This is a genomic window from Dietzia sp. 111N12-1, assembly GCF_001658045.1.
Taxonomy (GTDB): Bacteria; Actinomycetota; Actinomycetes; order Mycobacteriales; family Mycobacteriaceae; genus Dietzia; species Dietzia kunjamensis.
Genome location: NZ_LSSV01000049.1, coordinates 126,656 through 152,279 on the forward strand (window position 1 = coordinate 126,656; position 25,624 = coordinate 152,279).

The following is a 25,624-nucleotide window of genomic DNA, read 5'->3' on the forward strand; positions in this document are numbered from 1 at the left end:
GCGCGGCGCCAGCCCGTAGACTGACCATTCGACCCAGCAGGGTGTCGGTCACGAAAGGGGCAGTCGACAGCAATGAGCGTGCTCGAACAGGTTGACGGCCCCTCCGATCTGCGGCGGCTCGGCCCCGGGGAGTTGGCGCGGCTGTGCGGGGAGATCCGTGAATTCCTCATCCGTAAGGTCGCCGCGACGGGCGGGCACCTCGGCCCGAATCTCGGCGTCGTCGAACTGACCGTCGCGTTGCACCGGGTCTTCGACTCCCCCCGCGATCCCGTCATCTTCGACACCGGACACCAGTCCTACGTCCACAAGATCCTCACCGGTCGTCGCGATCAGTTCGACGGGCTCCGCACCCGCGGGGGGTTGTCCGGTTACCCGTGTCGCGCGGAGAGCGAGCACGACGTGGTGGAGTCCTCGCACGCCACGGCCTCCCTGTCGTACGCGGACGGGATGGCCAAGGCGTTCTCGTTGCGCGGGGAGTCCGATCGGACCGTCGTCACCGTGATCGGCGACGGCGCGATGACCGGTGGCATGGCATGGGAGGCCCTCAACAACATCGCCGCCGCCAAGGACCGCCCCATGGTCATCGTCGTCAACGACAACGGCCGCTCGTACTCGCCGACCATCGGAGGGCTCGCCGACCGCCTCGGCGCGCTGCGGCTCCAGCCGGCGTACGAGAAGGCGATGGATCGCACGAAGAACGCGCTCACGGGCCGCAAGGACGTCGTGGGGAAGGCCGTCTACTCGGTGCTCCACGGCATCAAGACGGGAGTCAAGGACGTCGTGTCGCCGCAGGAGTTGTTCGCGGACCTGGGGCTCAAGTACATGGGGCCGGTCGACGGGCACAATCTCGCCGCCACGGAGGCGGCCCTGCGCCTCGCGAAGGATTTCGGCGGCCCGGTGGTGGTCCACGTCGTCACCCGTAAGGGGATGGGCTACGTCCACGCCGAGAACAACGAGGCGGACCAGATGCACGCCACCGGGGTTATCGATCCCGAGACCGGAAAGCCGCTGGCGACCTCCTCCGCCGTGGACTGGACGTCGGTCTTCTCCGAGGAACTGTGTGCGATCGGTGCCGAACGCGATGACGTCGTGGCCATCACGGCCGCGATGGCCGGGCCGACCGGTCTGGCCGCGTTCGGGGAGCGGTTCCCGGAACGGATGTACGACGTGGGTATCGCCGAGCAGCACGCCGTGGCCTCGGCGGCGGGGCTCGCGCTCGGTGGGCTGCACCCCGTCGTCGCGGTCTATTCGACCTTCCTCAACCGGGCGTTCGACCAGTTGCTCATGGATGTCGCACTACTCCGACAGCCGGTCACCATGGTCCTGGACCGGTCCGGCGTCACCGGCCCGGACGGTGCGAGCCACAACGGGATGTGGGACCTGTCGCTCACCGGCATCATCCCCGGGGTGCGCGTGGCCGCTCCCCGGGACGCGACCACCCTCCGGCAGGAACTGCGCGAGGCGGTGGCCTTCGACGACGGTCCGACCGTCGTCCGGTTCCCGAAGGGGTCGGTCGGTGATGCTCTGCCCGCCCTCGCCACGTCCGAGGACGGGGTCGACCGCGTGCACGGATCCGGTGACGCCGAGGTCCTCATCGTCGCGGTGGGGTCGATGGTCGCGCCCGCCATCGCCGCCGCCCGTGCCCTCGGGACAGAGGGCATCTCGGTCGACGTAGTGGACCCCAGATGGGTCTACCCGGTTCCCGCGTCGATCCTGGACGCCGCCCGTGGACGCCGTCTCGTGGTCACGGTCGAGGACAATGGTCTGCACGGTGGCGTCGGGTCGGCGGTGTCGGCATGCCTGGACAACGCCGCGGTGCGGGTCGATCGAGTCGCGCTGGGCATCCCGCAGGAGTTCCTCGACCACGGCTCCCGGGGGGAGATCCTGGCCGACGCAGGACTGACCCCCGAGGGGATCTCGGACAGCATCCGGACCCGACTGGGCTGACCCGGGCCGGATCGCCGGACGCGTGCACACGCGGGCCCGTACCCACGCGTGACAGGGGCGGCGCCGGCCGGTGCCGGTGGCCCGGACTCAGGAATCCGCGCGGAAGCTCCGCACCGCCTCGAGCAGGGGGTCGGTGGCCAGTTCGATCTGCCAGGCACGGGCGCTCTCGGTGAGCAGGACGTCGTGGAGCAGTTCCGCGTCGTCCCCGGACCGGGTCGTCGCCGCGCGCCACACCCACAGTCTCAGCGTCGAGGGTTTGAGCAGGAGCCCGGGCTCCAGACCCAGGTCGTCGGCGAGTGCGCCGATCCGTTCGCGGGCGATCTCGAGCAACTCCGCGGCCTCGGGCTCGTTGCGCTTCCACGACGCGTGCGGCGGATGCTCGGCGGGCGGCCCCTGCCGGGAGGGCAGGTCGGCCCGCCCCAGCCCGTCGGCCCATTCGAGGGCGGCGAGCCATTCCCCGACGAGCCGTCGGCGGTGGGGGCCGTCGAACCCCTCGATCGCCAGCAGTGCGGTTCTGTTCGTCGGCCCCACCCTGGCGGCCTCCACGATCGCCGCGTCACCGAGGAGCCGCTTGGGGGCGATGTCCCGCTCGGCCGCGACCCGGTCCCGGGCCATCCACAACTCCCTGGCGCGCGCCAGTTGCCGGCCGTCGCGCAGGCTCGACAGCCGGGACAGTCGACGCCAGGGGTCCGGCGCGGCAGGCGCCGGGCCGGACTCCACCAGATACCGACACTCCGCCTCGAACCATTCGCGGCGGCCGAGCTCGTCGAGCCGCGGGAGGACCTCGTCCGCCAGTTCGTGGAGGAACAGCACGTCATAGGCGGCGTAGTCCAACCACGCCGGGGGCAACGGGCGACGGGACCAGTCGGCGGCGGAGTGCGCCTTGGCCAGGCCGATCCCGAGGTGCTCGGAGATCATCGCCCCGAGGTTGACCCGTTCGGTACCGAGGAAACGTCCGGCCAGTTCGGTGTCGACGAGCGAGGTCGGGGAGACCCCCAGCTCACGCAGCGACGGGAGGTCCTGACTCGCGGCGTGGAGCAGCAGGGGCCGGGTCGACAGGACGTGGGCGAGGGAGCCGATGGTCCGACCCGGGGTCTCCGGGTCCACGAGCAGGGCGGGGCCGGTCGGGGCGCGGAGCTGCAGGAGGAAGGCCCGGTCCGCGTACCGGATCCCCGAGGCGCGTTCGACGTCGACCGCGACGGGGCCGGTCGAGGATCCCAGGGCGTCGGCGACCGCCTCGATGGCGGGGATGTCGTCGACGAACTCGTACTCGGCCGGGGGTGGCTGCGCCCCGGGCGGGGTCTCGCCGCGGCGGCGCCCGCTCACGACCGCCGGTGCAGGGAGGTCACGCCGACGGGTGGGAGGCCGGCGGCCAGGGCCAGCGTCGTGCAGAAGGCGGACGCGTGGCCGGTCAGGTCGGGCTCGAGGGCGGTCCAGGACGCGCGCAGCTCGAGCTGGTGGGACTGGGGAGGACCGGCGATGTCGCCGTACCGGACGGAGGCGGTGCTGGTGACGGTGCCACCGAGCGAGGTGTACGGCCCGGCCTGCTCGCCGAGGGCCTCGGTGAGCCAGCTCCACGCCACCTGGGGCAGGAGCGGGTCACCTGCCAGCGAGGCCTCCATGTCGGCCTGGATGTAGGCCACGAGTCGGAGGGTGCCGTTCCACGCGTCGTCCCCGGAGGGGTCGTGCAGGAGGATGAGACGGCCGAAGGCGTCGCCGTCGGAGAATTCCGGGACGTCGTCGCCGGAGGGCGGGATGATCTCGACACCAAGTGCGTGACTGTAGGGCGCCAGTCGCTGCGGCGGGCGGATCGGGCCGACCGAGATCTCGGGGCGGACCTCGAGTCGCGACAGCGACTCGACCGCCTCCCGGAAAACCTCGGGCTCGCCGTCATTGACCGATGTACTCACGGGTCGTCACGCTAGCGACCGCCCCGGCGTGCCCCGAGGAGGCGCGCCGTCGCCTGCCCGGGTGGGCTGACCGGCCGCGGTGGCGGCTTCATGGGACGATGGGGGTGTGTTGAACTCTGATGCGTCCTCGACCTCCCGTCCCGCCGACCCCGCCACGGATGCCGTCGCCGGCCGCCGCGCCGGGACCGGCCCGTACCTCGACGAGGTGACCGGAGTCGGTGGCGCCCACACGCCGGTGTGGTTCATGCGCCAGGCGGGCCGCTCGCTTCCGGAGTACAAGGAGGTCCGCGCCGGGTCCACCATGTTGGAGGCCTGTTTCGACCCGGCGATGACGTGTGAGATCACCCTGCAGCCGGTCCGTCGCCACGGGGTGGACGCCGCGATCTTCTTCTCCGACATCGTCATCCCGTTGGCCGCGGCCGGGGTGGACATCGACATCGTGCCCGGGACCGGGCCCGTGGTGGCGGAGCCGATCCGGGACGAGGCCGGTGTCGCCGCCCTGCCCGAGCTCACCCCGGACCGCCTCGAGAAGATCGGGGAGGCCGTGCGGCTGGTCGTGGCCGAACTCGACCCGCAGGTCGCGCTCATCGGCTTCGCCGGGGCCCCCTTCACCCTGGCGTCCTACCTCATCGAGGGCGGCCCGAGCCGCAACCACGAGCACACCAAGTCACTGATGTACTCGCGGCCCGACGTGTGGAACGCGCTCATGGCCAAGCTGGCGGACCTGACCACGGTGTTCCTGCGCGCGCAGATCGATGCCGGGGTGGACGCCGTCCAGCTCTTCGACTCGTGGGCGGGCGCGCTCAGCCAGCGGGACTACCGGTCGCTGGTGCTCCCGCACTCGACCCGCATCTTCGCCGACGAGATCATCTCGACGGTTCCCCGCACACACTTCGGCGTGGGCACCGGCGAGCTGCTCGGGGCGATGGGCGAGGCCGGCCCGGAGGTCGTCGGCGTGGACTGGCGCATCCCCCTGGACGACGCCGCCGGGCGGGTGCCGGGCAAAGTCCTGCAGGGCAATCTCGACCCCGCGATGCTCTTCGCCGACCGGTCGGCGCTGGACGGCGAGGTCCGCCGCATCCTCGACGAGGGCCGGCGGGCGCGCGACCTCGGCGCACGCGGCCACGTGTTCAACCTCGGCCACGGTGTCCTACCCACCACCGACCCGGGTGCGGTGACCCACGTGGTGGAGCTCGTCCACGAGCTGACCGGGAAGTGACGGTGGGCCCTCGCGTCGCCGTGGTGGGCGGTGGGCTCAGCGGGCTGACGGCCGCCTATCAGCTCTCGCGCGAGCTGCCGGACGCCCACATCACCGTCCTCGAGGCCTCTGACCGGCCGGGCGGGGCACTCCACACCGTCGACTTCCCGTCCGGTCCGATGGAGCTCGGCGCCGAGGCCTTCATCGGCCGCCGACCCGAGGCGAGCGACCTCGTCGCCGAACTCGGCCTGACCGGGTCGCTGCGTCATCCCGGGCCGCTCGGACCGGCGATCCTCACCGGGGGTCGGATGGTCCCCATGCCCATCGGCACGTTGATGGGTCTGCCGTCCGACGTCGGGGCGTTGGCGGACGTGCTGAGCCCACGGGAGCGGGCCGCGGCCGCGCGCGAGGCCGACCTGCCGCTGGACTGGGAGCCGGGCGGTGACGTCTCGCTCGGATCGATGGTCTCCGAGCGGTTCGGACACGCGGTCGTCGCACGGCTCGTCGACCCCATGCTCGGGGGCGTGTACGCCGCGCCCAGTAGCGGGCTCGGGCTGCGGCAGGTGATCCCGCGGCTGGCGCAGGCACTGGACCGTGGTGCGCCCAGCCTGACGGCCGCCGCCGGGGAGCTCGTCACCCAGCGCGTGCCGGGCCCGGTGTTCGCCACCCTCGACGGGGGTTACCGGCTCCTCGTGGACGCCCTCGTCCGGGCCTCCGGTGCCGTGATCCGTACACACGCCACCTGCACCGCCCTCCACCGGGACGGTTCGGGCTACTCGTTGGCGGTCGCCGGCGACCGCGGGTCGTGGTCCGAGGAGGCGGACCTCGTCGTCGTCGCCGTCCCCGTTCCCCACGCCGCCCCGCTCCTTGAGGGCGCCGGGGGTCTCGACGCCGCCTCCCGGGACCTGTCCGGGATCCGGACGGCCTCCTCGGCCGTCGTCGCGTTGGAGGTCGACCGGTCCTTGGACCTCCCCGAGCGGTCGGGGGTCCTGGTGGCGACCGACGAACCGGTGCCGTTCAAGGCGATGACCTTCACCAGCCGCAAGTGGCCCCACCTCGACACCCGGCCCGGGCACCTGGTCCGGGTGTCGTTCGGGAGGATCGACGACGACGAGGTGCTCGCCGCCGACGACGCGACCCTGACCCGCATGGCCGAATCCGCGCTGGGGGGACTGTGCGGCACCGCTCCGACGGTCCTGCACTCGCGGGTGCGCCGATGGTCCGACGCTTTGGCCGAGATCGGTCCCGGACACGACGCTCGGATCTCGGGCGTGCGTGCCGAACTGGCCGAGCGGTTGCCCGGGGTGGAGCTCGTCGGCGGCGCGACCGAGGGCGTGGGGGTGCCCGCCTGCATCGGCTCGGCGCGGGTCGCGGCCCGGCGACTCGCCGCGGGGTGGCAGGATTGAGCCATGGCACGCCTTGACTACAAGAAGCTCAACTCGACCCTTCGCTACCTGATGTTCTCCGTCTTCACGGTGACGCCGGGGCAGCTCGGGGAGGACCGGGACGCGGTCGCCGCGGACCTGGAGGAGTTCCTCGCCCGCTACGACGGCACCGACGTGGTGGTCCGGGGTCTCTACGACATCTCGGGCCTGCGCGCCGAGGCCGACTTCATGATCTGGACCCACTCCGAGCACATCGAGGACCTGCAGCGGTTCTACAACGAGTTCCGGCGCACCACCATCCTGGGCAGGGCCAGCACCGCCTTCTGGTCCAACACCGCGCTGCACCGCCCCGCGGAGTTCAACAAGAGCCACATCCCGGCGTTCCTCGCCGAGGAGGAGCCGGGCGCGTACGTCTCGGTGTACCCGTTCGTGCGCTCCTACGAGTGGTACCTGCTCCCCGACGAGGAGCGGCGCCAGATCCTCGCCCAGCACGGCCGCGCCGCCCGCGAGTACCCGGACGTCCGCGCCAACACCGTGCCGTCCTTCACGCTGGGGGACTACGAGTGGATCCTCGCCTTCGAGGCCCCGCAGCTCGACCGGATCGTCGACCTGATGCGCGAGATGCGGGCGACCGAGGCCCGCCGCCACGTGCGCGAGGAGATCCCGTTCTTCACCGGACCGCGCGTCACCGCCGGGCAGCTGGCGGCATCGATGCCCTGAGGTCCACCGCGCGCCGACAGCTCGACTTGACGCGAGAGAGGGCCGACCGGGAGCAGTCCCGGTCGGCCCTCTCGTCTCTGTGGGCCGGATGCGGCCGGTCGAGTTCAGCTCTCGGCCGGCTCCAGCGTCATGCTCAGGGAGTTGATGCAGTACCGCAGGTCGGTGGGGGTGCCGTAGCCCTCCCCGGCGAACACGTGCCCCAGGTGACCGTGGCAGTTCGCGCAGATCACCTCGGTGCGCGTCATGCCGAGCGAGGAATCCGTGCGCTCGATGACGGCGCCGCCGGCCAGCGGCGTGAAGAACGAGGGCCACCCGCAGTTGGATTCGAACTTGGCGTCGCTGCGGAACAGTTCGGCACCGCATCCGCGGCAGCGGTACACGCCCTCGGTCTTGGTGTCGTGGTACTCACCGGTGAAGGGACGTTCGGTGCCGGCCTGCCGCAGGACCTGGTACTCCTCGGGGCTGAGTCGACGACGCCACTCGGTGTCGTCCAGCGTGAAGTCCGGCTGGGGGGTGTGGGTATCGGTGGGCTCGCTCATGCCCGCAGGCTACGCCGACGCGGCGGCCGGTGCGATCCGCTCGTGTCGGCGGGGGTCACTGCGGCGCCACAACAGCACCACGAGCACGGTGGCCAGCAACAGCAACCAACCCAGGGTCGGGTGCGCGAACTCGAGTAGTCGCCCGTAGTAGGGCCAGCGCGCCGACTCCCAGAAGTCGAGGGTGAAGAACCCGTAGGCCGCGAGCCACGCCGGCCAGTTGCGCACCAGGGACCTGTCCAGCACCACCGTGAGCATGATCGGGATGAGCATCATGGAGTAGTACATCTGGCCGAGGGTGGAGACGAGGAACACACCGGCGAGCACGACCCCGGAGGTGGTGGCCAACCACAGCACCTCGTGGTTGTGGCGGTAGTCCATCAGCAGCCACACGGCGACGAGGGTGGCCACCACGACCAGGATGCGGGCCACCAGGATGACCGGCTCGGGTACGCCGTAGTACAGGCCCATCCCCGCGATCGAGCTGTTGTAGTAGTCGCGCACCTCACCCATGTACGTGAGCGTGGTGTCGAGGTAACTGCGGGCGTCGACGGTGAGGGCCCACCCCGCGGCCATGGTGACGGCGGGGATCGCGGCCGCGGTGACGAACGGCTGCCACTGCTTGCGGATGAGAGGCAGCACGAGCAGCGGAGCGAGCATCGGTTTGACGGCCAGGGACAGGCCGATGGCCACGCCGGCCCACCAGAGGCGCCGCCGGTGCAGTAGGTAGAGGAACGCCACCTGGCACAGGAAGATCACGCCGTTGACGTTGGTGAAGACCAGCGTGTTGGTGACCGCCTCGGTGCAGAACGCCGCCAGCAGGATGGCGGGGGCGGCGAACGAGCGGACGTCGAGGTCGAACAGCCGCATGAGCAGCCACAGCGCCGCGATGATCGCGGCGGTGTTGATTCCGATGAACAGCCAGCGCGCCAGCGTGTAGTTGTCGATCAGGCCGAACGGGGCGAGGACGAACGTCCCGCTGGGGGCGTAGAGATAGTGCGGTTGCACCGTCAGCAGGTTCTCGACGTACACCGGCTCACCTGCAAGGAAACGCCTGGTGGCGGCGTAGACGGTGCCGAAGTCGTTCGTGATGGATCCGTTGACGGCCTTGATCAGGACGCGGTGGATGACGGTCATGATCGCCAGCGGCCACAACACGTGGGTGAGGACGCGGGGCACGGTCGACGTGCTTCGGGTGGGCAGCGGCACGACTCGCAGGGTACCGCCTGGCCTCCCGCGTCCCGGTGAGGCACCCCGGCCGGTCAGGACGGGCAGGCCGTGGACTGCTCAGCGGCATCCGGGTCGTCGAGGAAATCGACGACCGCGCCCCGGGCGCATCCGGAGTGCAGGATCACCTGTGCGCCCGGGGCGCCCCAGGTGACGATCCGCACGTCGGTGGCCCCGGCGGCGCTGAGGGCCCCGGCGGTGGGTTCGAGTGCGGCGGCACCGGCCCGGGGGTTGGCGATCCCTCCGACCAGGAGTACCGGCGTCTCGGCGGGAACGGAGACCGGAGACTGCCCGGGCACGGGCCAGGTGGAGCAGGCGGAGAGCTGCGCGGCGATGATCTCCCCGAACGGCGGGGTCTGCTCCCATTCGGCCCGCAGTTCCTCGACACGGTTGACCGGGACGCGGCGCGACAGGTCGGAGCATCCGGCCACGTACGGCAGCGACGTCCCGGCCAGTTCGGCGGCGCGGTCACGGACGCTGCCCGGGGTGTCCTCGGGGGCGGCGGCCGCGAGGTCGCCCAGGATGACGTCGCCTGGGGAGGCGTCGGCTGCGGAGGCGCCGGACAGGTCCGCCAACGCCGACCGGACCACGTCGGACAGCAACGCCGCCGGGACCGCCACGCCGGGTTCGCGGGCGCGGTCGAGCGCGCGGGTCACGGCCTCGACCTTCTCGTCGGCGTCGCCGGGTCCGCACTCGGTCCGGGTGCACGAGGCGGCCCACAGGCGCAGCGCCGCGTCGGAGCCGTCGAGGGCGGCGCGGGCCGCGGCCTCCTGGTCCCCGTCGGCGGGGGCGGGGGAGTCGAGCACGAGCAGGGAGAGGCGACCCGGGTGTGCGCCGGCGTAGGCGAGGGCGGTGCGGGCCCCGGTCCCGATCCCCATCACGGCGAGCCCGGGCACGTCCCACTGCTGGCGTAGGCGTTCGAGGTCCTCGGCGGCGCCGGCGGAGCCGAAGTCCAGTTCGCGGCCCTGGAGCTGGTCCGTGCAGGACTGTGAGGTGTCGGCGAGGTCGCCGCGCAGCGCGGGCGAATCGGGGTCGGTGCCCCGGTCCGCGAGCCCGTCGAGGGTGCGGCGGGCCGGGAAGGTCAGGCACGTGCCGGCCGGGCCGGTCCGTCCGCGGTGGTCCACGACGACCAGCGGTCGGGCGTCGATGAGTTCGGGGCCGGCCGAGGCGAGTCGGGAGACGAGGTCGTCGGCCGGTGTCTCGGGACCGGCGACGACGACGAGGGGCGCCGCGTCGTCGGGTGTGCCCGTCGCGGTGAGCCGCAGGACGGGGGTCTCCCCGAGGAGGGAACACTCCACGGCGGCGCCCTCCGGTATCCCGCCGGTCCGGCCGTCGGGACACGGGACCCAGGTGAGGTCGCTGCGCGGCGCGAGCCAGTCGGGTCGGTCGGCGGTCTCGGCCGCCTCGCCACCGCCGGAGGATCCCCCGGGGCCGTCGCCGGTCGCCAGGCGCGGCCCCGTCGCGGGCAGGGGCGCACACCCGGCGATCGTCACCGCCAGGGCCGCCAGCCCCACGCCGAGTGCCCGTACGTGCCGGTGCCGCGTGACCGCGCGTGTTCCCGCTCGACGGTTCCTCACCCGTCGGCCCCGGTGACGACCCAGCGGGTGTAGAGCCCGCCGCGGGGGCACGTGAAGGCCGCGGCGACGCGCAGCGGAACCCGGGTGGCGTCGGTTCCGACGGCCAGTCGCGAGTCGTCGCCGCCGACGATGATCTCGGGGGCGACCGACAGGACGAGTTCGTCGATCGCGCCCTCGCGCAACAACGTCCCGAGCAGCTGCGGACCGCCCTCGAACGTCACCTCGGAGGCCCCGAAGTGTGTGGCGAGGGAACGGACGGAGGTGCGCAGTGGACCCGGATCGAGCACGTGCACCGTGACACCCCGCTCCCGGGCGGCCTCGAGTCGGTCGCCGGGCACTCCGTGGGCGGCGACCACCTGCAGTCCGTCGCCGGCGTCGGCGCAGTGCTCGATGAGCGCGTCGCCCAGCGCGCGGGTGAACACCAGGACGACGGGCGGGGGACCGGGTCGTCTGTCCGCCCACACGGCGGCGGTCCGGGCGGGGCCGTACCCCTCGGCCAGAACGGTGCCCGAGCCCACCAGGATCAGGTCGGCCCGGGCCCGCATGGCGTCGTAGACCAGCCGGTCCGTCGGGGTCCCCAGCCCGCCGCTGCGGCCGTCCACGGCGGTCGTGCCGTCGACCGAGGAGATCATCACCGCGCGGATGCACGGCACGGGCAGACCCGGTTCGGGGTCCAGCGCCGCCCACAAGGCCTCGAGGGCGGTGGGGTCGTCGTCGATCACGGTGGGCCGTGTCATGTGCACCGGGGACTCCTTCCGTTCTGACGCCGGGTGTCCCCACGATAGGCTCTGCCCATGGTCTCTCGCCTCGTTGACGTCACCCCGGTGGTTCCTGCCGATCAGCTCGTGGCACAGATGGTTCCCCCGTCGATGTTCGACGATGTCAGTTTCGACTCCTACATCCCGGACCCGGCCGAGCCCTCGCAGGCCGCCGCGGTCAAGGCGTGTCGCGAGTTCGCCGAGTCCGTGGTGGCCCGTCGCACTCCCAAGAAGGGGCTGTTCGGCCGGCGACCGAAGGCGGTGCAGGGGACCGGTATCTATCTCGACGGCGGCTTCGGGGTGGGCAAGACCCACCTGCTGACGTCGATTTACCACAATTGCCCCGAGCCCAAGGCGTTCGGGACGTTCGTCGAGCTGACCCACGTCGTGGGTGCTCTCGGCTTCAACCGGGCCGTCGAGGAGCTCTCCGGGCACTCCGTCCTGTGCATCGACGAGTTCGAGCTCGACGATCCGGGCGACACCATGCTGGTGTCTAGACTGCTCGCGGAGCTCACCACCGCCGGTGTCAGCGTCGCGGCCACGTCCAACACGCTGCCGGAGCAGCTGGGGGAGGGACGGTTCGCGGCCAAGGACTTCATGCGGGAGATCCGCAAGATGTCGGGGATCTTCGAGTCGATCCGGGTCGACGGCCCGGACTACCGGCACCGTAACCTGCCCCCCGCCCCGGACCCGATGGACGACAGCGGACTCGAGGCCGAGGCCGAGGCGGTGGAGGCTGCCACGCTCGACGACTTCGACGCCCTGTGCGAGCACCTGTCGACCCTTCACCCGTCCAAGTACAACCGCCTCGTCGACGGCGTCACGCGGGTCTGCCTCAGCGGGGTCAAGCCGCTGCCGGATCAGTCGATCGCCCTTCGTCTCGTCGTCCTCGCCGACCGGCTCTATGACGCGGGGATTCCCGTGCGCAACTCCGGCGACAAACTGGACGCGATCTTCACCGACGAGATGATCGCCGGCGGCTACCGCAAGAAGTACCTTCGTGCCACTTCCCGACTCCTGGCGCTGTCCCGGTTCGAGACCGTCGGCGGCTGACCGGCAGGCCCCTCTCAAAGCGCCAGTTCGTACACGACGTCGGTGTTGGCGACCCCTCCGACGTCGAAGGTCCGGTTCCCGCGTGGTTCGAAACCACGCTTGACGTAGAACCTGCGGGCTCGGGCGTTGGCGACGTTGGTGGCCAGCCAGATGCTCCGCGTGCCCGCCGCTCTGCACCGTCGGCACACCTCGTCGAGCATGTCCGACGCGATCCCTCCGCCGTGGTGGTCGGGATCCACATAGAACTTGCTGACCCCGGTCGTGGGTCGGTGAATCACCTGTCCAGCGCAGCCCGGGTCCATCTCGGTCCCGGCGATCAGCAGGATGTACCCGACCATCTCACCGTCGTCGCCCCGGGCCACCAGGACCTCGTGGCCCGGCGTGACGAGGTGAGCTCTGAACGCCTCCGGGCCGAGGTGCTCGGCGATGAAGGCCCTGATCTCGACCGGCCCCAGTTCGGGAGGGCACGCCAGCGGGAACGTCCGGGCCGCCAAGGCCGAGACGGCGCCGATATCGGCCACCGAGGCGTCACTGAGTCGGGCGGTCACCCCACGAGCCTATAAGGCGCCGTTCAGGCGTGCAGGTGCAGGCTCTCGCCCGTCCGTGCCCCTCTGACGACGAGTTTCTCCGCGTCGTCGCCGCCACCGAGGATGAGCGTGACCTCGAATTCATCGTCGTCGAATGGTGGAGGTGGGGCATCGCGGACATACCATCATGATCAGTGACCGACGTCACGTCGGGAGTACGTTCCGGTACCGAACAAGCGGCAGTCCGTGAAACGACGAACGCCCCAGCCGGGGCCGGGGCGTCGTGTGGTGCGCGATACTGGGATTGAACCAGTGACCTCTTCCGTGTCAGGGAAGCGCTCTCCCGCTGAGCTAATCGCGCGGGTTTCCCGTCCGGACGGGTCCGGACGTGGAGGTGGAGACGGGAATCGAACCCGTGTTGACGGCTTTGCAGGCCGCTGCCTCACCACTCGGCCACTCCACCGCAAAGGTATCGAGCCTGGTGAGGACGTCCTGGCTCCTCGATCCCTCCGAGCGGATGACGGGATTCGAACCCGCGACCCTCACCTTGGCAAGGTGATGCGCTACCAGCTGCGCCACATCCGCATCGCTTCCCGGCTCGCTGTTGCTCACCGCGTTGCGAGAATGAACATTAGCCGACGACGTTCGCGCAATACAAATCCGGGGTCGGAAATGCCCGCTGAACTGGCCAGGAGCCCGATAGAGTTTCCGCACCACCAGCCCCGCCGGCCCCGCCCGCACCAGCAGTTGCGGCCGTGGGCAACCCGGCTGGCCGGGGCCTGCCTGACCGCCCGAGTTTCGCGACCGGGTCAGCGCCGGAATGGACCGACGACGACGCGCACCGAGGTGCCGCTAGTGCAGCGCGGAGCAGACCATGGTGGAGGAGCGCGAGTCGGAGCGCCCGGACGGGAAACGGGAGCCCACACCGTCCCGTCGGGACCCGAATTGGGCGTGGGCACCGGGCTTGCTAGAGTATTGCGGGTGCCCGGGAGAGAAGCCGGGCGACGAGGTCCTATAGCTCAGTGGAAGAGCGCTCCGTTCACACCGGAGAGGTCACTGGTTCGAACCCAGTTAGGACCACCACCCGACGAACCCCGTTCTCCGTCTACCGGAGCGCGGGGTTTCGTCATTTCCTCATCGTTGCCGGTTCGCGATAGCTGTAGAGCACCCTCGCCGCCTCCCGGGCTGGCCGCGTCCAGGTTCGAGCGTGCCCTAGACGAACGTAGAGGTTTGGTAATAAGAGCAGCCTCATTCGGAAATCTCGCCGAAACAGTACAGCCACAGCGTTCCTTCCGTGCTGCCGCACAAGGCCCTCGACGAGGGTCATCGTCGTAGGAAGGAACGCTAATGACGGGAATGTGCGTCTCCGCAGTGGTCGGGATCGTCGGCGGACCGGACGTACCGACTCGAACTCATCGAGTCGCCGTCCGACTACGTCTGGGGGATCGCCGGCCCGGACGTCGGGAAGATCTTCATGCGAACGGGCGAGCGGATCCGGATCGAGATGACCAACTCCACCTCGATGTGGCACCCGATGCACCTGCACGGGCACACCTTCGGCGTCCAGGAGTACGGGAGACTGCGGCGCGACACCGTGATCATCCACCCGGGCCAGAGTCTCGCGTTCGAGTTCGACGCCGACAATCCCGGCGCCTGGATGTTCCACTGCCACAACGCGTATCACCTGGACGCCGGGATGACCACCGACTTCTACTACGAGAGGTGACACTCGATGTTGCGCAACACCACCAAGCTCGCCGCCATGGCGACGTCCGCCCTCCTCCTCACCGCCGGGTGCTCGTCCGGTGACGTGCGGGCGGGGGCCGCGACCGGCACCACGGTCCAGGTCCGGGTGCTGGACATGAAGTTCGATCCCGCGGTCGTCACCATCTCCCCGGGAGACACCGTGGAGTGGGTCTGGGAGGCATCCCTGCCCCACGACGTCGCGTCGATGGGGGGAGCACCGGTCGCCTTCGCCTCCGAGCTGCAGACCTCCGGCACCTATGCGCAGACCTTCGAGACCGCGGGCGTCTACGACTACACCTGCACCCCGCATCCGCAGATGACCGGACAGGTCATCGTGGAGGGATGAGGCCCGTCACCCGTAGGGGGCGGGCGGGAACCTCCCCGAACCCGGTCCTCGCGTCGGTCGCCGCAGTCGCGCTACTCGTGACCGGGTGCGGGTCTCCCCCCGAGCCCGCCAGGGTCACGGTGCGCAACGTCGCCTTCGACCCCAGAGAGCTGCACGTGGTCGCCGGCGATGAGGTCGCCTGGTTCTTCGACGACGGCGGGACCTACCACGACGTGGTCGTCGAAGGACTCGACGGCAACGCCGGCTTCCGGGCAGAGGGGGAGCACCGCATGGTCTTCCCCGAACCGGGCATCTACCGGGTGACCTGCTCGATCCACCCCCAGATGGTGGGCTCCGTGGTCGTGAGGCCACCCGCCTGACCCTCGTCCCACCCCACCGATCCACCACCACACCACCAGTACGAGGAGGAACACCGTGACAATCACACCCACCACGGCCCCGCACCTCGCGGGAGCCACCGTCCCGCCCGACGGGGAGACCCGGTCCGTGGCGGATATATCCGACCTGGGCCTCGGCGATCGCCCCGAGATCCGGCCGCGGATGGGCCACGCGGTCGGTATCGCCAAGCGCGTCGGGGTCGCCGCCGCATCACTGGCCTTCGGCGTTGGCGCCGCGGTGGCGGTCGGTGCCGTCACCGGCCTGACCGCACCGGTCGCCCTCACCGTGGGCGTCGTCGGCGCCGCCGCTCTCACCGCCGTCGCGGCGAACTGGTCCACCTGCGGCATGTCCGTGGCAGGGGTCGTCGCCGCCCCCAAAGCAGGCGGACCGGCCCGGTGACGGCTCCGCCCTGAGCCGTCTCGGTGCCCACCTCGCGGGCTCGTTGCTCACCGCTCTGCCGGTCGGTGCGGGCCTGGGCCTCGTGGGAATGGCCGTCCAGTCCGTGGTCGGGCCGGTCCCGGTGGCCCCGCTGCTGGCGGGATGGTCCTCGCTGGCGTTCCTGTACGGCCTCCACGAGACCGGTCTGCTGCGGATGCCGACGCCGATGCGACGTCAGCAGCTGCCCCGCCATCTGCGCCGGGTCGGTCGTCCGATGCGGGTGTCGTTCTACTTCGGCACGCTCATCGGGCCCGGGTTCATGATCTTCATCCGCTCCAGCGCCTACTACCTGCTGTTCCTGGGCGCGATCGCCCTCGCCAACCCCGTTCTCGGCGCGGCACTGTTCGCGGCGGTCTCGATCGGCAGGTGCGGTCCGTCCGCCCTCGCGATCGCGCACCAGCGACAGGGCGGCACGATGGGTGACTTCCTGCTCACGTGCATGGCCGCGGACCGCATGGTCCAGCTCGCCGCGGGCTCGGGCCTCGTGGCCCTCGCCGGTCTCGGCGCGGGGGCGCTGGCGATGTGACATAGCGGCACCCCGCACGACCGGGCGCCCGATCCGCGGACAGCGGGTCGGGCGCCCGGTGGTGTGTACAAACTCGGTGGGGCTCAGACCTCCGCAGCCACCGCTTGCTCCAGTGCCCGGTCGAACACCTCGACCGGCTGGGCCCCGCTGACGGCGAGTCGGTCGTCGAACACGAAGAACGGCACCCCCCGGGCCCCGAGACCGCGGGCCGTCTCGACGTCGCGGTGCACCAGGTCGGCGTACGCGTCCCCTCGGAGCACCCGGTCGACCTCCGCTGCCGGTAACCCGGCCCCGACCCCGATCCGATGCAGCACCACCGGGTCCGAGATCGCCCGTCCCTCGGTGAAGTGGGCGCGTCGCAGGGCCTCGTCCACCGCGTCCGCCCGTCCGTGCTCGGCGGCCAGGGCGGCCAGGCGGTGGGCGTCGAAGGTCGAACAGATGCGCGCGGACCGCCAGTCGAAGTCCAGGCCGAGTTCGGTGAACCGGGCGGCCATCTGCTCCTGCCCGGCCTCCGCGTCGGCGAGCGACATCCCGTACTTGCGCGAGAGCATCTGTGCGCTCGTCTCGGTCGGCTCGTCGCCGACGACGCGGGGAGCGGAGGGGTCGAGTTCGTAGGCCCGCCACACCACCTCGACCCCGATCTCGGGGTGTCGCGCACGGAACGTCTCCAGTGCCGCCTCGAGGTGCCGCTTGCCGATCCAGCAGAACGGACAGACGACGTCGGACCAGATGTCGATGCGCATGCCGGGTGCAACGTCGCGCCGCGGTCCGGGATTCCGTCAGGGCCCCGGGTAGCATGGACCGGCCCGGTCCCTGTCGTGGACCGGTGTCAGCCCGGGTGGCCCACCGGCACCCGACGTCCACTGCCCGAGGAGATCTCCCCCCGTGTCCGAGAACCGCATTCCGGAAACCGATGCCGACGCGACGGGTGCGGCCCCTGTGACGACCGTCGTCCCGGCCGGTGAGCCCGCGGGCAAGATCCTCGCCGAGCGGGAGCTGCAGTCGCGCAGCGGCCCGCAGACGATCGTCGTGGTGCGGGATCCGGAGGGGACCCTGCGGGATCTGTCCTGGGCGCCCGCCGAGGACACGGAGGTGGAGCTCGTCCGGGCCGACTCCGAGGACGGGCGGTCGGTGATCCGGCATTCGTGCGCACACGTGCTCGCCCAGGCGGTGCAGGACAAGTTCCCCGAGGCCAAGCTCGGGATCGGCCCGCCGATCGAGAACGGCTTCTACTACGACTTCGACGTGGCCGAGCCCTTCACGCCCGAGGACCTCAAGGACCTCGAGAAGCGGATGAAGAAGATCATCAAGGCCGGCCAGCGCTTCTCGCGGCGGGAGTACGCCTCGCTCGACGAGGCGCGCACCGAGCTGGCGGGCGAGCCGTACAAGCTCGAACTGGTCGAGGACAAGGGCCGGGCGGACGCCGGCGACGCCGACGGCGCGGTGGCGCTCGAGGACTCCGAGATCATGGAGGTCGGCGCGGGTGCGCTGACCGCCTACGACAACCTCAACCCCCGCACCGGCGAGGTCATCTGGTCGGATCTGTGCCGCGGCCCGCACACGCCCACCACCAAGTTCATCCCCGCGTTCACACTCACGCGCTCGTCCGCTGCCTACTGGCGGGGCGATCAGAACAACGCCGGTCTCCAGCGGATCTACGGCACTGCCTGGGAGAGCACCGAGGCCATGGACGCCTACCTCGACCGTCTGGCCGAGGCGGAGAAGCGGGATCACCGTCGGCTCGGGACCGAGCTGGACCTGTTCAGCTTCCCCGACGAGATCGGGTCCGGGTTCCCGGTGTTCCACCCCCGCGGCGGGATCATCCGCAACGAGATGGAGCAGCACTCCCTCAGGCGCCACCTGTCCGCCGGGTACTCGCTCGTCAACACCCCGCACGTGACCAAGGGCGACCTGTTCCGCAAGTCCCAGCACCTGAGCTGGTACTCGGAGGGGATGTTCCCCCCCATGGTCCTGGACGCGGAGTACGACGCGGACGGCAAGGAGACCAAGCCGGGGCAGGACTACTACGTCAAGCCGATGAACTGCCCCATGCACAACCTCGTCTTCGACTCCCGCGGCCGCTCGTACCGCGAGCTCCCGCTGCGGATGTTCGAGTTCGGAACGGTGTACCGGTACGAGAAGTCCGGGGTGATCCACGGCCTCACCCGCGCCCGCGGCTTCACCCAGGACGACGCGCACATCTACTGCACCGAGGAGCAGATGGAGGGCGAGATCGCCTCCGTTCTCTCCTTCATCATCTCGCTCCTGCGCGACTACGGCCTCGAGGACTTCTACCTCGAGCTGTCGACCAAGGATCCGGAGAAGTACGTCGGCGGCGACGAGATCTGGGAGCGCGCGACGGACACGCTGCGTCGGGTGGCCACGAACTCCGGCCTCGAGCTGGTCCCGGACCCGGGCGGGGCCGCCTTCTACGGCCCCAAGATCTCCGTCCAGGCACGCGACGCCATCGGGCGTACGTGGCAGATGTCGACGGTCCAGCTGGACTTCAACCTGCCCGAGCTGTTCGACCTGACCTACAACGCCGCGGACGGCACCAAGAAGAGGCCGGTGATGATCCACCGCGCGCTCTTCGGCTCGATCGAGCGGTTCTTCGCGGTCCTGCTCGAGCACTACGCCGGTCTGTTCCCGGCGTGGCTGGCGCCCGTGCAGGTGGTGGGCATCCCCGTGGCGGAGGCGCACGAGAAGCATCTCGAGGACGTGATCGACGAGCTCCGGGGGCGCGGTATCCGCGCCGAGCTCGACGTCTCCGACGAGCGGATGCAGAAGAAGATCCGCAACCACACCACCGGCAAGGTCCCGTTCATGCTCCTGGCCGGTGACCGCGACGTCGAGGCGGGCGCGGTGAGCTTCCGGTTCCCGGACGGGACGCAGCTCAACGGGGTCTCGCGGAACGCCGCGATGGACAAGATCTCGTACTGGGTCAACTCCCGACGCAACGACGTGCCGACCGCGGAGCGCGTGTGACGGCCGGAGATCCGTCCTCGACGGGCGTCTACCGCCAGTTCGGGGTGGGGGAGGACCACCTCCAGTTGCTGTGGGCGCCCTACCGGATGTCATATATCGCCGAGTCGCGTCCCGAGCCGGCCGAGGGGATGACGGGGGAGCCGTTCCTCGACATCCCGAGGATGAGCGACGAGGACGGGCTGGTGGTCGCCCGGGGCGAGCACGTCTACGTCGTGCTCAACCTGTTCCCCTACAACCCGGGTCACTCGATGGTGGTGCCGTACCGCAAGGTGGCGGACCTGGAGGACCTCGACGACGACGAGTCCCGCGAACTCATGTCGTACACGCAGCACCTGATCCGGGTCATCAAGACGGTCTCGAACCCGGACTCGTTCAACGTGGGGCTCAATCTGGGTGGCGCGGCCGGCGGGTCCCTGTCCGAGCATCTGCACCAACACGTCGTGCCACGCTGGATCGGTGACGCGAACTTCATTACCGTGACCGGCGGGACCAAGGTGCTGCCGCAGCTCCTCCGACAGACGCGGCAGCTGCTCTCGGAGGCGTGGTCCACCACGGTGTCATCGGATGGCGTGTCCGGACCAGACCGCACCTCGAAGTAGGCAGGGAGTCGAATGCTCAGCGAGTACGGAAGGTCGGGGGTCGCCAGGGTGGCCCACCCCCTGGCGGCGTTCCTCGTCCGCAGCGGCGTCACCGCCAACGGGATCACCCTCGCCGGCCTCCTGCTGACCTGCGCCGCGGCGATCACCCTGTTCGGACCCGGTCACCTGGTGGCCGGCGCGATCGTCATCGCACTGTGCACCCTGTTCGATCTGGTGGACGGTGCGGTCGCCCGCGCGAGCGGGGGCGGGTCACCGTACGGGGCCCTGGTCGACGCTGTCTCCGATCGGGTCGCGGACGGCGTGATCCTGGCGTCGCTGGTGTGGTGGCTGGTCCACACCGAGCCCGACAACCGGTACGCGCTGGTCATGCTCCTGGCCTGCCTGATCCTGTCCCAGGTGGTGTCCTACTCCAAGGCCCGCGCCGACGCGGGCGGGCTGCACACACCGGGCGGGCTGATGGAGCGCGCCGATCGCCTGGTCCTCATCCTGCTCGGCGCCGGCCTCGAGGGGCTGGGGGTGCCGTGGGCGCTCGAGGTCGGGCTGACCGCCGTCGCGGTGGGTAGTTTCGTCACGGTGATCCAGCGGGTGTGGGGCGGCCGCACCGACTACCTCGAACGCGTGGCGCGTAGCGATGCCCCTGCGGTGGGAGACCGATGAGCGCACTCGGCGATCGCCTGACCGATCTCGGGTACGCCGCCGGATGGGCCGTGGTGCGCGGCCTGCCCGAGCCGGTCGCGCGCACCCTCTTCCGAACGGGCGCCGATCTTGCGGCCCGCCGACAGGGTCCGGACTCGCAGCTGCGCCGGAACCTGGCCCGCGTCCTCGGGGTCGCCCCGGCCGAGGTCCCCGACCAGCTGATCCGGGATTCCCTCCGCTCCTACGCCCGCTACTGGCGCGAGGCGTTCCGCCTGCCCTCCATGGATCGCGAGGCCGTAGCCCGCGAGATGGACCGGACGATCGCCGGGGTCGAGAACCTCGACGCGGCGCTCGAGCAGGGGCGCGGGGTGGTCGTCGCGCTGCCGCACTCGGCCAACTGGGACCTGGGCGGCACCTGGCTGGCGCGACGCTACGGCGGGTTCGCCACCGTCGCCGAGAGACTCGAGCCGGAATCGCTGTACCAGCGCTTCCTGGACTTCCGCGAGGGCCTGGGCTTCACCATCTACCCGCACACGGGCGGACCCACCCCGCCGCTGGACGCCCTGCGCGAGTACCTCGCAGGGGGCGGGATCGTCTGTCTGCCGGGGGAGCGGGACCTACGCCGGACCGGGGTGCCCGTGACGTTCTTCGGCGAGCAGACGCGCATGCCCGCGGGGGCGGCCCGCCTCGCGGTGGAGACCGGCGCGCCTCTGCTCGTCGCCCAGTTCTGGTACGCCGACGAGGAGACGATGCGGGTCCGCATCACCCCGCCCATCGACGTCTCGGACGGGATCGAGCCGACGGTGCAGGCGATGGCCGACCTCTTCGCCGAGGGGATCGCCCGGCACCCCGCGGACTGGCACATGCTCCAGCCATTGTGGCTGGACGACCTGCCGGCCGAGCGACGTGCGCGGATCGAGGGCTGACCCCGCCGTGCGCATCGGCATGATCTGCCCCTACTCGTTCGACGCCCCGGGCGGGGTGCAGGCCCACGTCGTGGACCTGACCGAGGAGTTGCGACGCCGCGGACACACTGTCCGGGTCCTGGCCCCGGGCAGTCCCGGCAGCGCGCCGGTCTCCGGGATGACCCTGACCGGGCCGGGCGTCCCGATCCCCTACAACGGGTCCGTCGCCCGGCTCAGCTTCGGGCCCGCCACCTGGCGGGCCACCCGACAGTGGCTCCGCGAGCAACCGCTGGACGTCCTGCACATCCACGAACCCAACGCCCCGGGCGTCGGCATGTTCGCCCTGGCGATGTCCTCTGGGCCCATCACGGCCACGTTCCACACCTCCACCACGGGGTCGATGATCCTCGGCGCCGCCGACGGGGTCCTGGCCCCGCTGCTCGAGAAGATCCGCGGGAGAATCGCGGTGTCGACCCTGGCGCGCCGCTGGCAGATGGAGGCCCTGGGCTCCGACGCCGTCGAGATCCCCAACGGCGTCGACGTGTCCGCGTTCACCGACGTCGACACCTCAGCCGAACCGACCGACGCACCGACCGTGGCGTTCCTCGGCCGCTACGACGAACCCCGCAAGGGGATGGGCGTGCTCGCCGCAGCGCTCCCCGCCGTCCTGCGGGACGTCCCGGACCTGCGGCTGCGGGTCATGGGCGACGGCGACGAGCGGGCACTGCGCGCCGCCCTCCCGGCCGGGTTGGACGTGGAGTTCCTCGGCCGGGTCGACGACACCCGCAAGGCCGCGGTGCTGGCCGCGGCGGACGTCTACTGCGCACCCAACACCGGCGGGGAGAGCTTCGGCATCGTCCTCGTGGAGGCCATGGCCGCCGGGACCGCCGTCGTGGCCGCCGACCTCGACGCATTCCGCCGTGTCCTCCGGGACGGCGAGTGCGGGGAACTCGCCACGGTCGGCGACGCCGGTGCCCTCGCCGCAGCCCTCACGAGGGTCCTCACCGACCCCGGACGGCGCGCCGACCTCCGCACCCGCGGTCTCCAGGCGGTCCGGGAGTACGACTGGCCCGTCGTCGCCGACCGGGTCGTGCGTGTGTACGAGACCATCCGCGGCCCGGGGGAGACGCTGCGTGTCCGCTGAGCTGATCGTCGTCGTCGTCGTCGTCCTCGTCGCCGCGCTCGCGGCGTTGCTCTCCGCGTACCTCACCGCCCACCGCCTGGACCGCCTCCACATCCGCACCGACCTGGCCCGCGCCGCCCTGACCGGGGCCCTGGAGCGACGCCACACGGTCGCCGCCGCCGTCGCCCGCGACCTCTCGGCGCGGGACCCGGCGGGCGCGGACCGCCTGGCGCGGGCTCTCGCGCACGCCCGCGCCCACCCTCCGGGCGCGATCACCGGGCCGGACCCCGCGCCGCACCCGGACCACCGACGTCGCCGCGACACGGGCGGCGCGCCGGACGACCCCGCCGAGCCCGACGCCGAGGTCGCGGAGAACACCCTCGGCGTGGTCCTGTCCGGGGTCGACACGGACGCGCTGCCCGACGATCTCGCCGCCGAGCTGGAGGACGCCTCGGATCGCGTCTCCATGGCCCGGCGCTTCTACAACGACGCCGTCCGTGACACCCGCAGTCTGCGGGAACAGGCCCCGGTCCGCCTCCTGCGACTGGCCGGCCGGGCCCCGATGCCGGGGTACGTCGAACTCGTCGACGCGCCGCCACCGCAGGCCTGACCAACCCCGGTGGGGCGGCGGTTGGGGCGCCGGGGTGAGGGAGACCTACACTGGACCCCTGTCACACGTCGTCTGAGCCAGGAAAGGCCTATTTCGTGAGCGACCCGCAGTCCAGCGAGAACACCACCGGAACCGCACGCGTCAAGCGAGGTATGGCCGAGATGCTCAAGGGCGGCGTCATCATGGACGTCGTCACCGCCGAGCAGGCGAAGATCGCCGAGGACGCCGGCGCCGTGGCCGTGATGGCCCTCGAGCGCGTCCCCGCCGACATCCGGGCACAGGGCGGCGTCGCCCGCATGAGCGACCCCGACCTCATCGACGGCATCATCGAGGCCGTCTCCATCCCCGTGATGGCCAAGGCCCGCATCGGGCACTTCGTCGAGGCGCAGATCCTCCAGGCCCTCGGCGTGGACTACGTCGACGAGTCCGAGGTCCTCACCCCGGCCGACTACGCCAACCACATCGACAAGTTCGGCTTCACCGTGCCGTTCGTCTGTGGCGCCACCAACCTCGGCGAGGCCCTGCGCCGCATCACCGAGGGCGCGGCGATGATCCGCTCCAAGGGCGAGGCCGGCACCGGTGACGTCTCCAACGCCACCACCCACATGCGCCAGATCCGGCAGCAGATCCGCACGCTGCAGAGCCTGCCGTCCGACGAGCTGTATGTGGCCGCCAAGGAGCTCCAGGCGCCGTACGAGCTGGTCAAGGAGGTCGCTGAGACCGGCAAGCTCCCCGTGGTCCTGTTCACCGCGGGCGGCATCGCCACCCCGGCCGACGCCGCGATGATGATGCAGCTCGGTGCCGAGGGCGTGTTCGTCGGTTCCGGCATCTTCAAGTCCGGCAACCCCTCCGAGCGGGCCAAGGCGATCGTCAAGGCGACGACCTTCCACGACGATCCGGAGATGCTCGCGACCATCTCCCGCGGCCTCGGCGAGGCCATGGTCGGCATCAACGTCGACGACATCCCCGAGCCCCACCGGCTCGCCGAGCGGGGCTGGTGACCCGCCGGTGGCGAAGATCGAGGACATCCTCGAGATCGAGCGGATAGACCGCGACCTCTTCCGGGGACCGGCCATCCGCACGCACCTGCAGCGGACCTTCGGCGGCCAGGTCGCCGGTCAGACCCTCGTCGCCGCGGTCCGGACCGTGGACTCCGACAAGCACGTCCACTCCCTGCACGGGTACTTCATCCGGCCGGGCATCCCCGACGTGCCGACCGTCTTCCAGGTCGACCGCCTCCGGGACGGTCGCAGCTTCGCCACCCGCCGTGTCACCGCCATCCAGGAGGGGGAGCCGATCTTCTCCATGTCGGCCTCCTTCCACCTGGTCGACCAGGAGGGCATCGAGCACCAGGACTCGATGCCCCGGGTCGTGGGGCCCGAGGAGATCGACGTCCCGACGATCGACGACCTCGACGAGGCCCACCGCATCTTCGCCGAGGAATGGGCCCAGTGGGACATCCGGATCGTCCCCCGGGACCGCCTGGAGACGAGTTCGGCGTTGGCCTCGCAGCAGCGGGTGTGGTTCCGGAGCGTCGACGCGCTGCCGGACGATCCGAACTTCCACGTGTGCACGCTCGCGTACATGTCGGACATGACGCTGTTGGGCTCGGCCAAGGTCCCGCACCCCGACGAGCCCACCCAGGACGCCTCGCTCGACCACGCCATGTGGTTCATGCGCCCCTTCCGGGCCGATGACTGGTTGCTGTACGACCAGACCTCGCCGTCGGCGTTCGGGGGGCGCGCCCTCACCCAGGGGCGGATCTTCGACCGCTCCGGCAGGCTCGTCGCTGCCGTCACCCAGGAGGGACTGTCCCGGCGCCTGCGCCCGGGTGCGCAGCCGTTCCCGGTGAGCACCACCGACGACCCGTCGAAGAAGTGAGCGCGGACGCCCCGACCGTCGGTGTCCTCGCCCTCCAGGGCGATGTCGCCGAACACGTCCGCCACCTCGAGTCCGTCGGCGCGCGGGCCGTGGCCGTCCGCCGGCGCTCCGAACTCGACGGCGTGGACGGACTCATCCTGCCCGGCGGGGAATCCACCGCGATGAGTCGGCTTCTGGACGTCTACGACATGTACGAACCGGTGGCCGAGAGGATCTCCGGCGGCATGCCGGTCTACGGCTCCTGCGCGGGCATGATCCTGCTGGCGTCGGTCGTCCTGGACACCCGGGCGGACGCCACCTGGTTCTCCGCGATCGACATGACCGTCCGTCGGAACGCCTTCGGACGGCAGGTCGACTCGTTCGAGGCCGACCTCGTCGTCGACGCCCTCGGCGCCGACCCGGTTCGGACCGTGTTCATCCGCGCACCCTGGGTCGAGACGGTGGGCCCCGACGTGGAGGTACTCGCCCGCGTCCGCGCCTCCGACGGCCACGATCACGTGGTCGCGGTGCGGCAGGGCAACGCCCTGGCGACCTCCTTCCACCCCGAGGTGACCGACGATGTGCGCGTTCACCGGTACTTCGTCGACATGGTGCGGCAGTCGACCTCGTAGAC

General features: G+C 71.0%; 27 protein-coding genes, 4 tRNA genes and 1 pseudogene. 21 read left to right on the forward strand and 11 right to left on the reverse strand.

Annotated features, from left to right (window positions below; translation table 11 throughout):
* Positions 1-72: 72 nt before the first annotated feature.
* Positions 73-1,947: a 1-deoxy-D-xylulose-5-phosphate synthase gene (dxs, locus tag AYO52_RS12485; protein WP_067717805.1), complete on the forward strand. Its 1,875-nt coding sequence runs from the start codon at positions 73-75 to the stop codon at positions 1,945-1,947.
* Positions 1,948-2,034: 87 nt separating this feature from the next.
* Here dxs and AYO52_RS12490 read toward each other — a convergent pair whose 3' ends face one another.
* Entirely contained in the window at positions 2,035-3,273 is a 1,239-nt protein-coding gene (locus AYO52_RS12490) for an HRDC domain-containing protein (RefSeq protein WP_067717807.1), read from the reverse strand.
* A complete protein-coding gene (locus AYO52_RS12495; protein WP_067717809.1) occupies positions 3,270-3,857 on the reverse strand; it encodes a DUF3000 domain-containing protein in 588 nt (195 codons plus the stop codon). The genes AYO52_RS12490 and AYO52_RS12495 overlap by 4 nt, the downstream gene beginning before the upstream one ends.
* A gap of 106 nt (positions 3,858-3,963) precedes the next feature.
* Between AYO52_RS12495 and hemE the strand changes: the two genes are divergently transcribed.
* Genes hemE through hemQ form a run of 3 tightly spaced genes read left to right on the forward strand, consistent with a single transcriptional unit; the run spans position 3,964 to position 7,160 of the window.
* A complete protein-coding gene (hemE, locus tag AYO52_RS12500; protein WP_067717812.1) occupies positions 3,964-5,076 on the forward strand; it encodes a uroporphyrinogen decarboxylase in 1,113 nt (370 codons plus the stop codon).
* A 2-nt stretch (positions 5,077-5,078) separates the two neighbouring features.
* Positions 5,079-6,461, forward strand: coding sequence for a protoporphyrinogen oxidase (hemG, locus tag AYO52_RS12505; RefSeq protein ID WP_067718020.1), 1,383 nt, complete (start codon positions 5,079-5,081; stop codon positions 6,459-6,461).
* Between the two features lie 3 nt (positions 6,462-6,464).
* On the forward strand, positions 6,465-7,160 hold the full coding sequence (hemQ, locus tag AYO52_RS12510; protein WP_067717814.1) for a hydrogen peroxide-dependent heme synthase: 696 nt from the start codon (positions 6,465-6,467) through the stop codon (positions 7,158-7,160).
* A gap of 104 nt (positions 7,161-7,264) precedes the next feature.
* Here hemQ and msrB read toward each other — a convergent pair whose 3' ends face one another.
* Genes msrB through AYO52_RS12530 form a run of 4 tightly spaced genes read right to left on the reverse strand, consistent with a single transcriptional unit; the run spans position 7,265 to position 11,237 of the window.
* A complete protein-coding gene (gene msrB / locus AYO52_RS12515; RefSeq protein ID WP_067717817.1) occupies positions 7,265-7,699 on the reverse strand; it encodes a peptide-methionine (R)-S-oxide reductase MsrB in 435 nt (144 codons plus the stop codon).
* 9 nt (positions 7,700-7,708) lie between these two features.
* Positions 7,709-8,905: a glycosyltransferase family 87 protein gene (locus AYO52_RS12520; protein WP_253702122.1), complete on the reverse strand. Its 1,197-nt coding sequence runs from the start codon at positions 8,903-8,905 to the stop codon at positions 7,709-7,711.
* A gap of 53 nt (positions 8,906-8,958) precedes the next feature.
* Positions 8,959-10,500, reverse strand: a complete 1,542-nt coding sequence (locus AYO52_RS12525; RefSeq protein ID WP_082923986.1) for an alpha/beta hydrolase — start codon at positions 10,498-10,500, stop codon at positions 8,959-8,961.
* Positions 10,497-11,237 (reverse strand): dihydrofolate reductase family protein, encoded by a 741-nt coding sequence (locus tag AYO52_RS12530; protein WP_067717822.1) that lies wholly within the window; start codon positions 11,235-11,237, stop codon positions 10,497-10,499. Before AYO52_RS12530 ends, AYO52_RS12525 begins: the two co-directional genes overlap by 4 nt.
* A gap of 57 nt (positions 11,238-11,294) precedes the next feature.
* Between AYO52_RS12530 and zapE the strand changes: the two genes are divergently transcribed.
* Positions 11,295-12,311, forward strand: coding sequence for a cell division protein ZapE (gene zapE, locus AYO52_RS12535; protein ID WP_067717825.1), 1,017 nt, complete (start codon positions 11,295-11,297; stop codon positions 12,309-12,311).
* Positions 12,312-12,325: 14 nt separating this feature from the next.
* Here the strand turns inward: zapE and AYO52_RS12540 are convergent, their stop codons facing one another.
* Positions 12,326-12,859 (reverse strand): GNAT family N-acetyltransferase, encoded by a 534-nt coding sequence (locus tag AYO52_RS12540; protein ID WP_067717828.1) that lies wholly within the window; start codon positions 12,857-12,859, stop codon positions 12,326-12,328.
* A gap of 29 nt (positions 12,860-12,888) precedes the next feature.
* Between AYO52_RS12540 and AYO52_RS18340 the strand changes: the two genes are divergently transcribed.
* The gene (locus AYO52_RS18340; protein ID WP_156523602.1) at positions 12,889-13,029 is read left to right on the forward strand and encodes a hypothetical protein; all 141 of its coding nucleotides are present in this window, start codon (positions 12,889-12,891) and stop codon (positions 13,027-13,029) included.
* A gap of 95 nt (positions 13,030-13,124) precedes the next feature.
* Here the strand turns inward: AYO52_RS18340 and AYO52_RS12545 are convergent.
* From AYO52_RS12545 to AYO52_RS12555, 3 genes are all read right to left on the reverse strand, one after another.
* A tRNA-Val gene (locus AYO52_RS12545) sits at positions 13,125-13,199 on the reverse strand.
* Positions 13,200-13,227: 28 nt separating this feature from the next.
* A tRNA-Cys gene (locus tag AYO52_RS12550) sits at positions 13,228-13,301 on the reverse strand.
* 49 nt (positions 13,302-13,350) lie between these two features.
* Positions 13,351-13,423, reverse strand: a tRNA-Gly gene (locus AYO52_RS12555).
* 423 nt (positions 13,424-13,846) lie between these two features.
* Here AYO52_RS12555 and AYO52_RS12560 point away from each other — a divergent pair.
* The 6 genes and pseudogenes from AYO52_RS12560 to AYO52_RS18950 all read left to right on the forward strand — a co-directional run bounded on the left by AYO52_RS12560 (position 13,847) and on the right by AYO52_RS18950 (position 16,272).
* Positions 13,847-13,921: transfer RNA gene (locus AYO52_RS12560), tRNA-Val, on the forward strand.
* A 307-nt stretch (positions 13,922-14,228) separates the two neighbouring features.
* Positions 14,229-14,564, forward strand: a pseudogene (locus AYO52_RS12565) (multicopper oxidase domain-containing protein); the annotation flags it as partial.
* A 6-nt stretch (positions 14,565-14,570) separates the two neighbouring features.
* Complete coding sequence (locus AYO52_RS12570; protein WP_067717833.1) at positions 14,571-14,930, forward strand: plastocyanin/azurin family copper-binding protein; 360 nt, start codon at positions 14,571-14,573, stop codon at positions 14,928-14,930.
* Positions 14,927-15,289, forward strand: coding sequence for a hypothetical protein (locus tag AYO52_RS12575; RefSeq protein WP_067717836.1), 363 nt, complete (start codon positions 14,927-14,929; stop codon positions 15,287-15,289). The genes AYO52_RS12570 and AYO52_RS12575 overlap by 4 nt, the downstream gene beginning before the upstream one ends.
* 55 nt (positions 15,290-15,344) lie before the next feature.
* Positions 15,345-15,707, forward strand: a complete 363-nt coding sequence (locus tag AYO52_RS18945) for a hypothetical protein (protein ID WP_253702124.1) — start codon at positions 15,345-15,347, stop codon at positions 15,705-15,707.
* Positions 15,708-15,795: 88 nt separating this feature from the next.
* Entirely contained in the window at positions 15,796-16,272 is a 477-nt protein-coding gene (locus AYO52_RS18950) for a hypothetical protein (protein WP_253702126.1), read from the forward strand.
* Positions 16,273-16,355: 83 nt separating this feature from the next.
* Here the strand turns inward: AYO52_RS18950 and AYO52_RS12585 are convergent, their stop codons facing one another.
* A complete protein-coding gene (locus AYO52_RS12585) occupies positions 16,356-17,015 on the reverse strand; it encodes a DsbA family protein (RefSeq protein WP_067717839.1) in 660 nt (219 codons plus the stop codon).
* A 142-nt stretch (positions 17,016-17,157) separates the two neighbouring features.
* Here AYO52_RS12585 and thrS point away from each other — a divergent pair, with 142 nt between their 5' ends.
* The 9 genes from thrS to pdxT all read left to right on the forward strand — a co-directional run bounded on the left by thrS (position 17,158) and on the right by pdxT (position 25,622).
* A complete protein-coding gene (gene thrS / locus AYO52_RS12590) occupies positions 17,158-19,257 on the forward strand; it encodes a threonine--tRNA ligase (protein ID WP_067717841.1) in 2,100 nt (699 codons plus the stop codon).
* A gap of 86 nt (positions 19,258-19,343) precedes the next feature.
* The gene (locus AYO52_RS12595; protein WP_235027873.1) at positions 19,344-19,856 is read left to right on the forward strand and encodes an HIT domain-containing protein; all 513 of its coding nucleotides are present in this window, start codon (positions 19,344-19,346) and stop codon (positions 19,854-19,856) included.
* 12 nt (positions 19,857-19,868) lie between these two features.
* Positions 19,869-20,513 carry a phosphatidylinositol phosphate synthase gene (gene pgsA / locus AYO52_RS12600; protein ID WP_067717846.1) on the forward strand — a complete coding sequence of 215 codons (645 nt, stop codon included), beginning with the start codon at positions 19,869-19,871 and terminating at the stop codon, positions 20,511-20,513.
* A complete protein-coding gene (locus tag AYO52_RS12605; RefSeq protein WP_067717848.1) occupies positions 20,510-21,418 on the forward strand; it encodes a phosphatidylinositol mannoside acyltransferase in 909 nt (302 codons plus the stop codon). Before pgsA ends, AYO52_RS12605 begins: the two co-directional genes overlap by 4 nt.
* A 7-nt stretch (positions 21,419-21,425) precedes the next feature.
* The gene (locus AYO52_RS12610) at positions 21,426-22,541 is read left to right on the forward strand and encodes a glycosyltransferase family 4 protein (RefSeq protein ID WP_067717851.1); all 1,116 of its coding nucleotides are present in this window, start codon (positions 21,426-21,428) and stop codon (positions 22,539-22,541) included.
* Positions 22,531-23,130: an NUDIX hydrolase gene (locus AYO52_RS12615; protein WP_067717853.1), complete on the forward strand. Its 600-nt coding sequence runs from the start codon at positions 22,531-22,533 to the stop codon at positions 23,128-23,130. The genes AYO52_RS12610 and AYO52_RS12615 overlap by 11 nt, the downstream gene beginning before the upstream one ends.
* Before the next feature lie 95 nt (positions 23,131-23,225).
* Positions 23,226-24,131, forward strand: coding sequence for a pyridoxal 5'-phosphate synthase lyase subunit PdxS (pdxS, locus tag AYO52_RS12620; RefSeq protein WP_067717857.1), 906 nt, complete (start codon positions 23,226-23,228; stop codon positions 24,129-24,131).
* A gap of 7 nt (positions 24,132-24,138) precedes the next feature.
* The gene (locus tag AYO52_RS12625) at positions 24,139-25,011 is read left to right on the forward strand and encodes an acyl-CoA thioesterase II (protein WP_067717859.1); all 873 of its coding nucleotides are present in this window, start codon (positions 24,139-24,141) and stop codon (positions 25,009-25,011) included.
* On the forward strand, positions 25,008-25,622 hold the full coding sequence (pdxT, locus tag AYO52_RS12630) for a pyridoxal 5'-phosphate synthase glutaminase subunit PdxT (RefSeq protein WP_067717862.1): 615 nt from the start codon (positions 25,008-25,010) through the stop codon (positions 25,620-25,622). Before AYO52_RS12625 ends, pdxT begins: the two co-directional genes overlap by 4 nt.
* Positions 25,623-25,624: the final 2 nt, after the last annotated feature.

What these genes read in the sequence shown, in the direction of transcription:
- dxs (WP_067717805.1), top strand. Translation starts at nt 73, where the DNA reads ATGAGCGTGCTCGAACAGGTTGACGGCCCCTCCGATCTGCGGCGGCTC.
- hemQ (WP_067717814.1), top strand. Translation starts at nt 6,465, where the DNA reads ATGGCACGCCTTGACTACAAGAAGCTCAACTCGACCCTTCGCTACCTG.
- msrB (WP_067717817.1), bottom strand. Translation starts at nt 7,699, where the DNA reads ATGAGCGAGCCCACCGATACCCACACCCCCCAGCCGGACTTCACGCTG.
- AYO52_RS12530 (WP_067717822.1), bottom strand. Translation starts at nt 11,237, where the DNA reads ATGACACGGCCCACCGTGATCGACGACGACCCCACCGCCCTCGAGGCC.
- zapE (WP_067717825.1), top strand. Translation starts at nt 11,295, where the DNA reads ATGGTCTCTCGCCTCGTTGACGTCACCCCGGTGGTTCCTGCCGATCAG.
- AYO52_RS12570 (WP_067717833.1), top strand. Translation starts at nt 14,571, where the DNA reads ATGTTGCGCAACACCACCAAGCTCGCCGCCATGGCGACGTCCGCCCTC.
- AYO52_RS12575 (WP_067717836.1), top strand. Translation starts at nt 14,927, where the DNA reads ATGAGGCCCGTCACCCGTAGGGGGCGGGCGGGAACCTCCCCGAACCCG.
- AYO52_RS18950 (WP_253702126.1), top strand. Translation starts at nt 15,796, where the DNA reads ATGGCCGTCCAGTCCGTGGTCGGGCCGGTCCCGGTGGCCCCGCTGCTG.
- AYO52_RS12585 (WP_067717839.1), bottom strand. Translation starts at nt 17,015, where the DNA reads ATGCGCATCGACATCTGGTCCGACGTCGTCTGTCCGTTCTGCTGGATC.
- AYO52_RS12595 (WP_235027873.1), top strand. Translation starts at nt 19,344, where the DNA reads ATGTCATATATCGCCGAGTCGCGTCCCGAGCCGGCCGAGGGGATGACG.
- pgsA (WP_067717846.1), top strand. Translation starts at nt 19,869, where the DNA reads ATGCTCAGCGAGTACGGAAGGTCGGGGGTCGCCAGGGTGGCCCACCCC.
- AYO52_RS12605 (WP_067717848.1), top strand. Translation starts at nt 20,510, where the DNA reads ATGAGCGCACTCGGCGATCGCCTGACCGATCTCGGGTACGCCGCCGGA.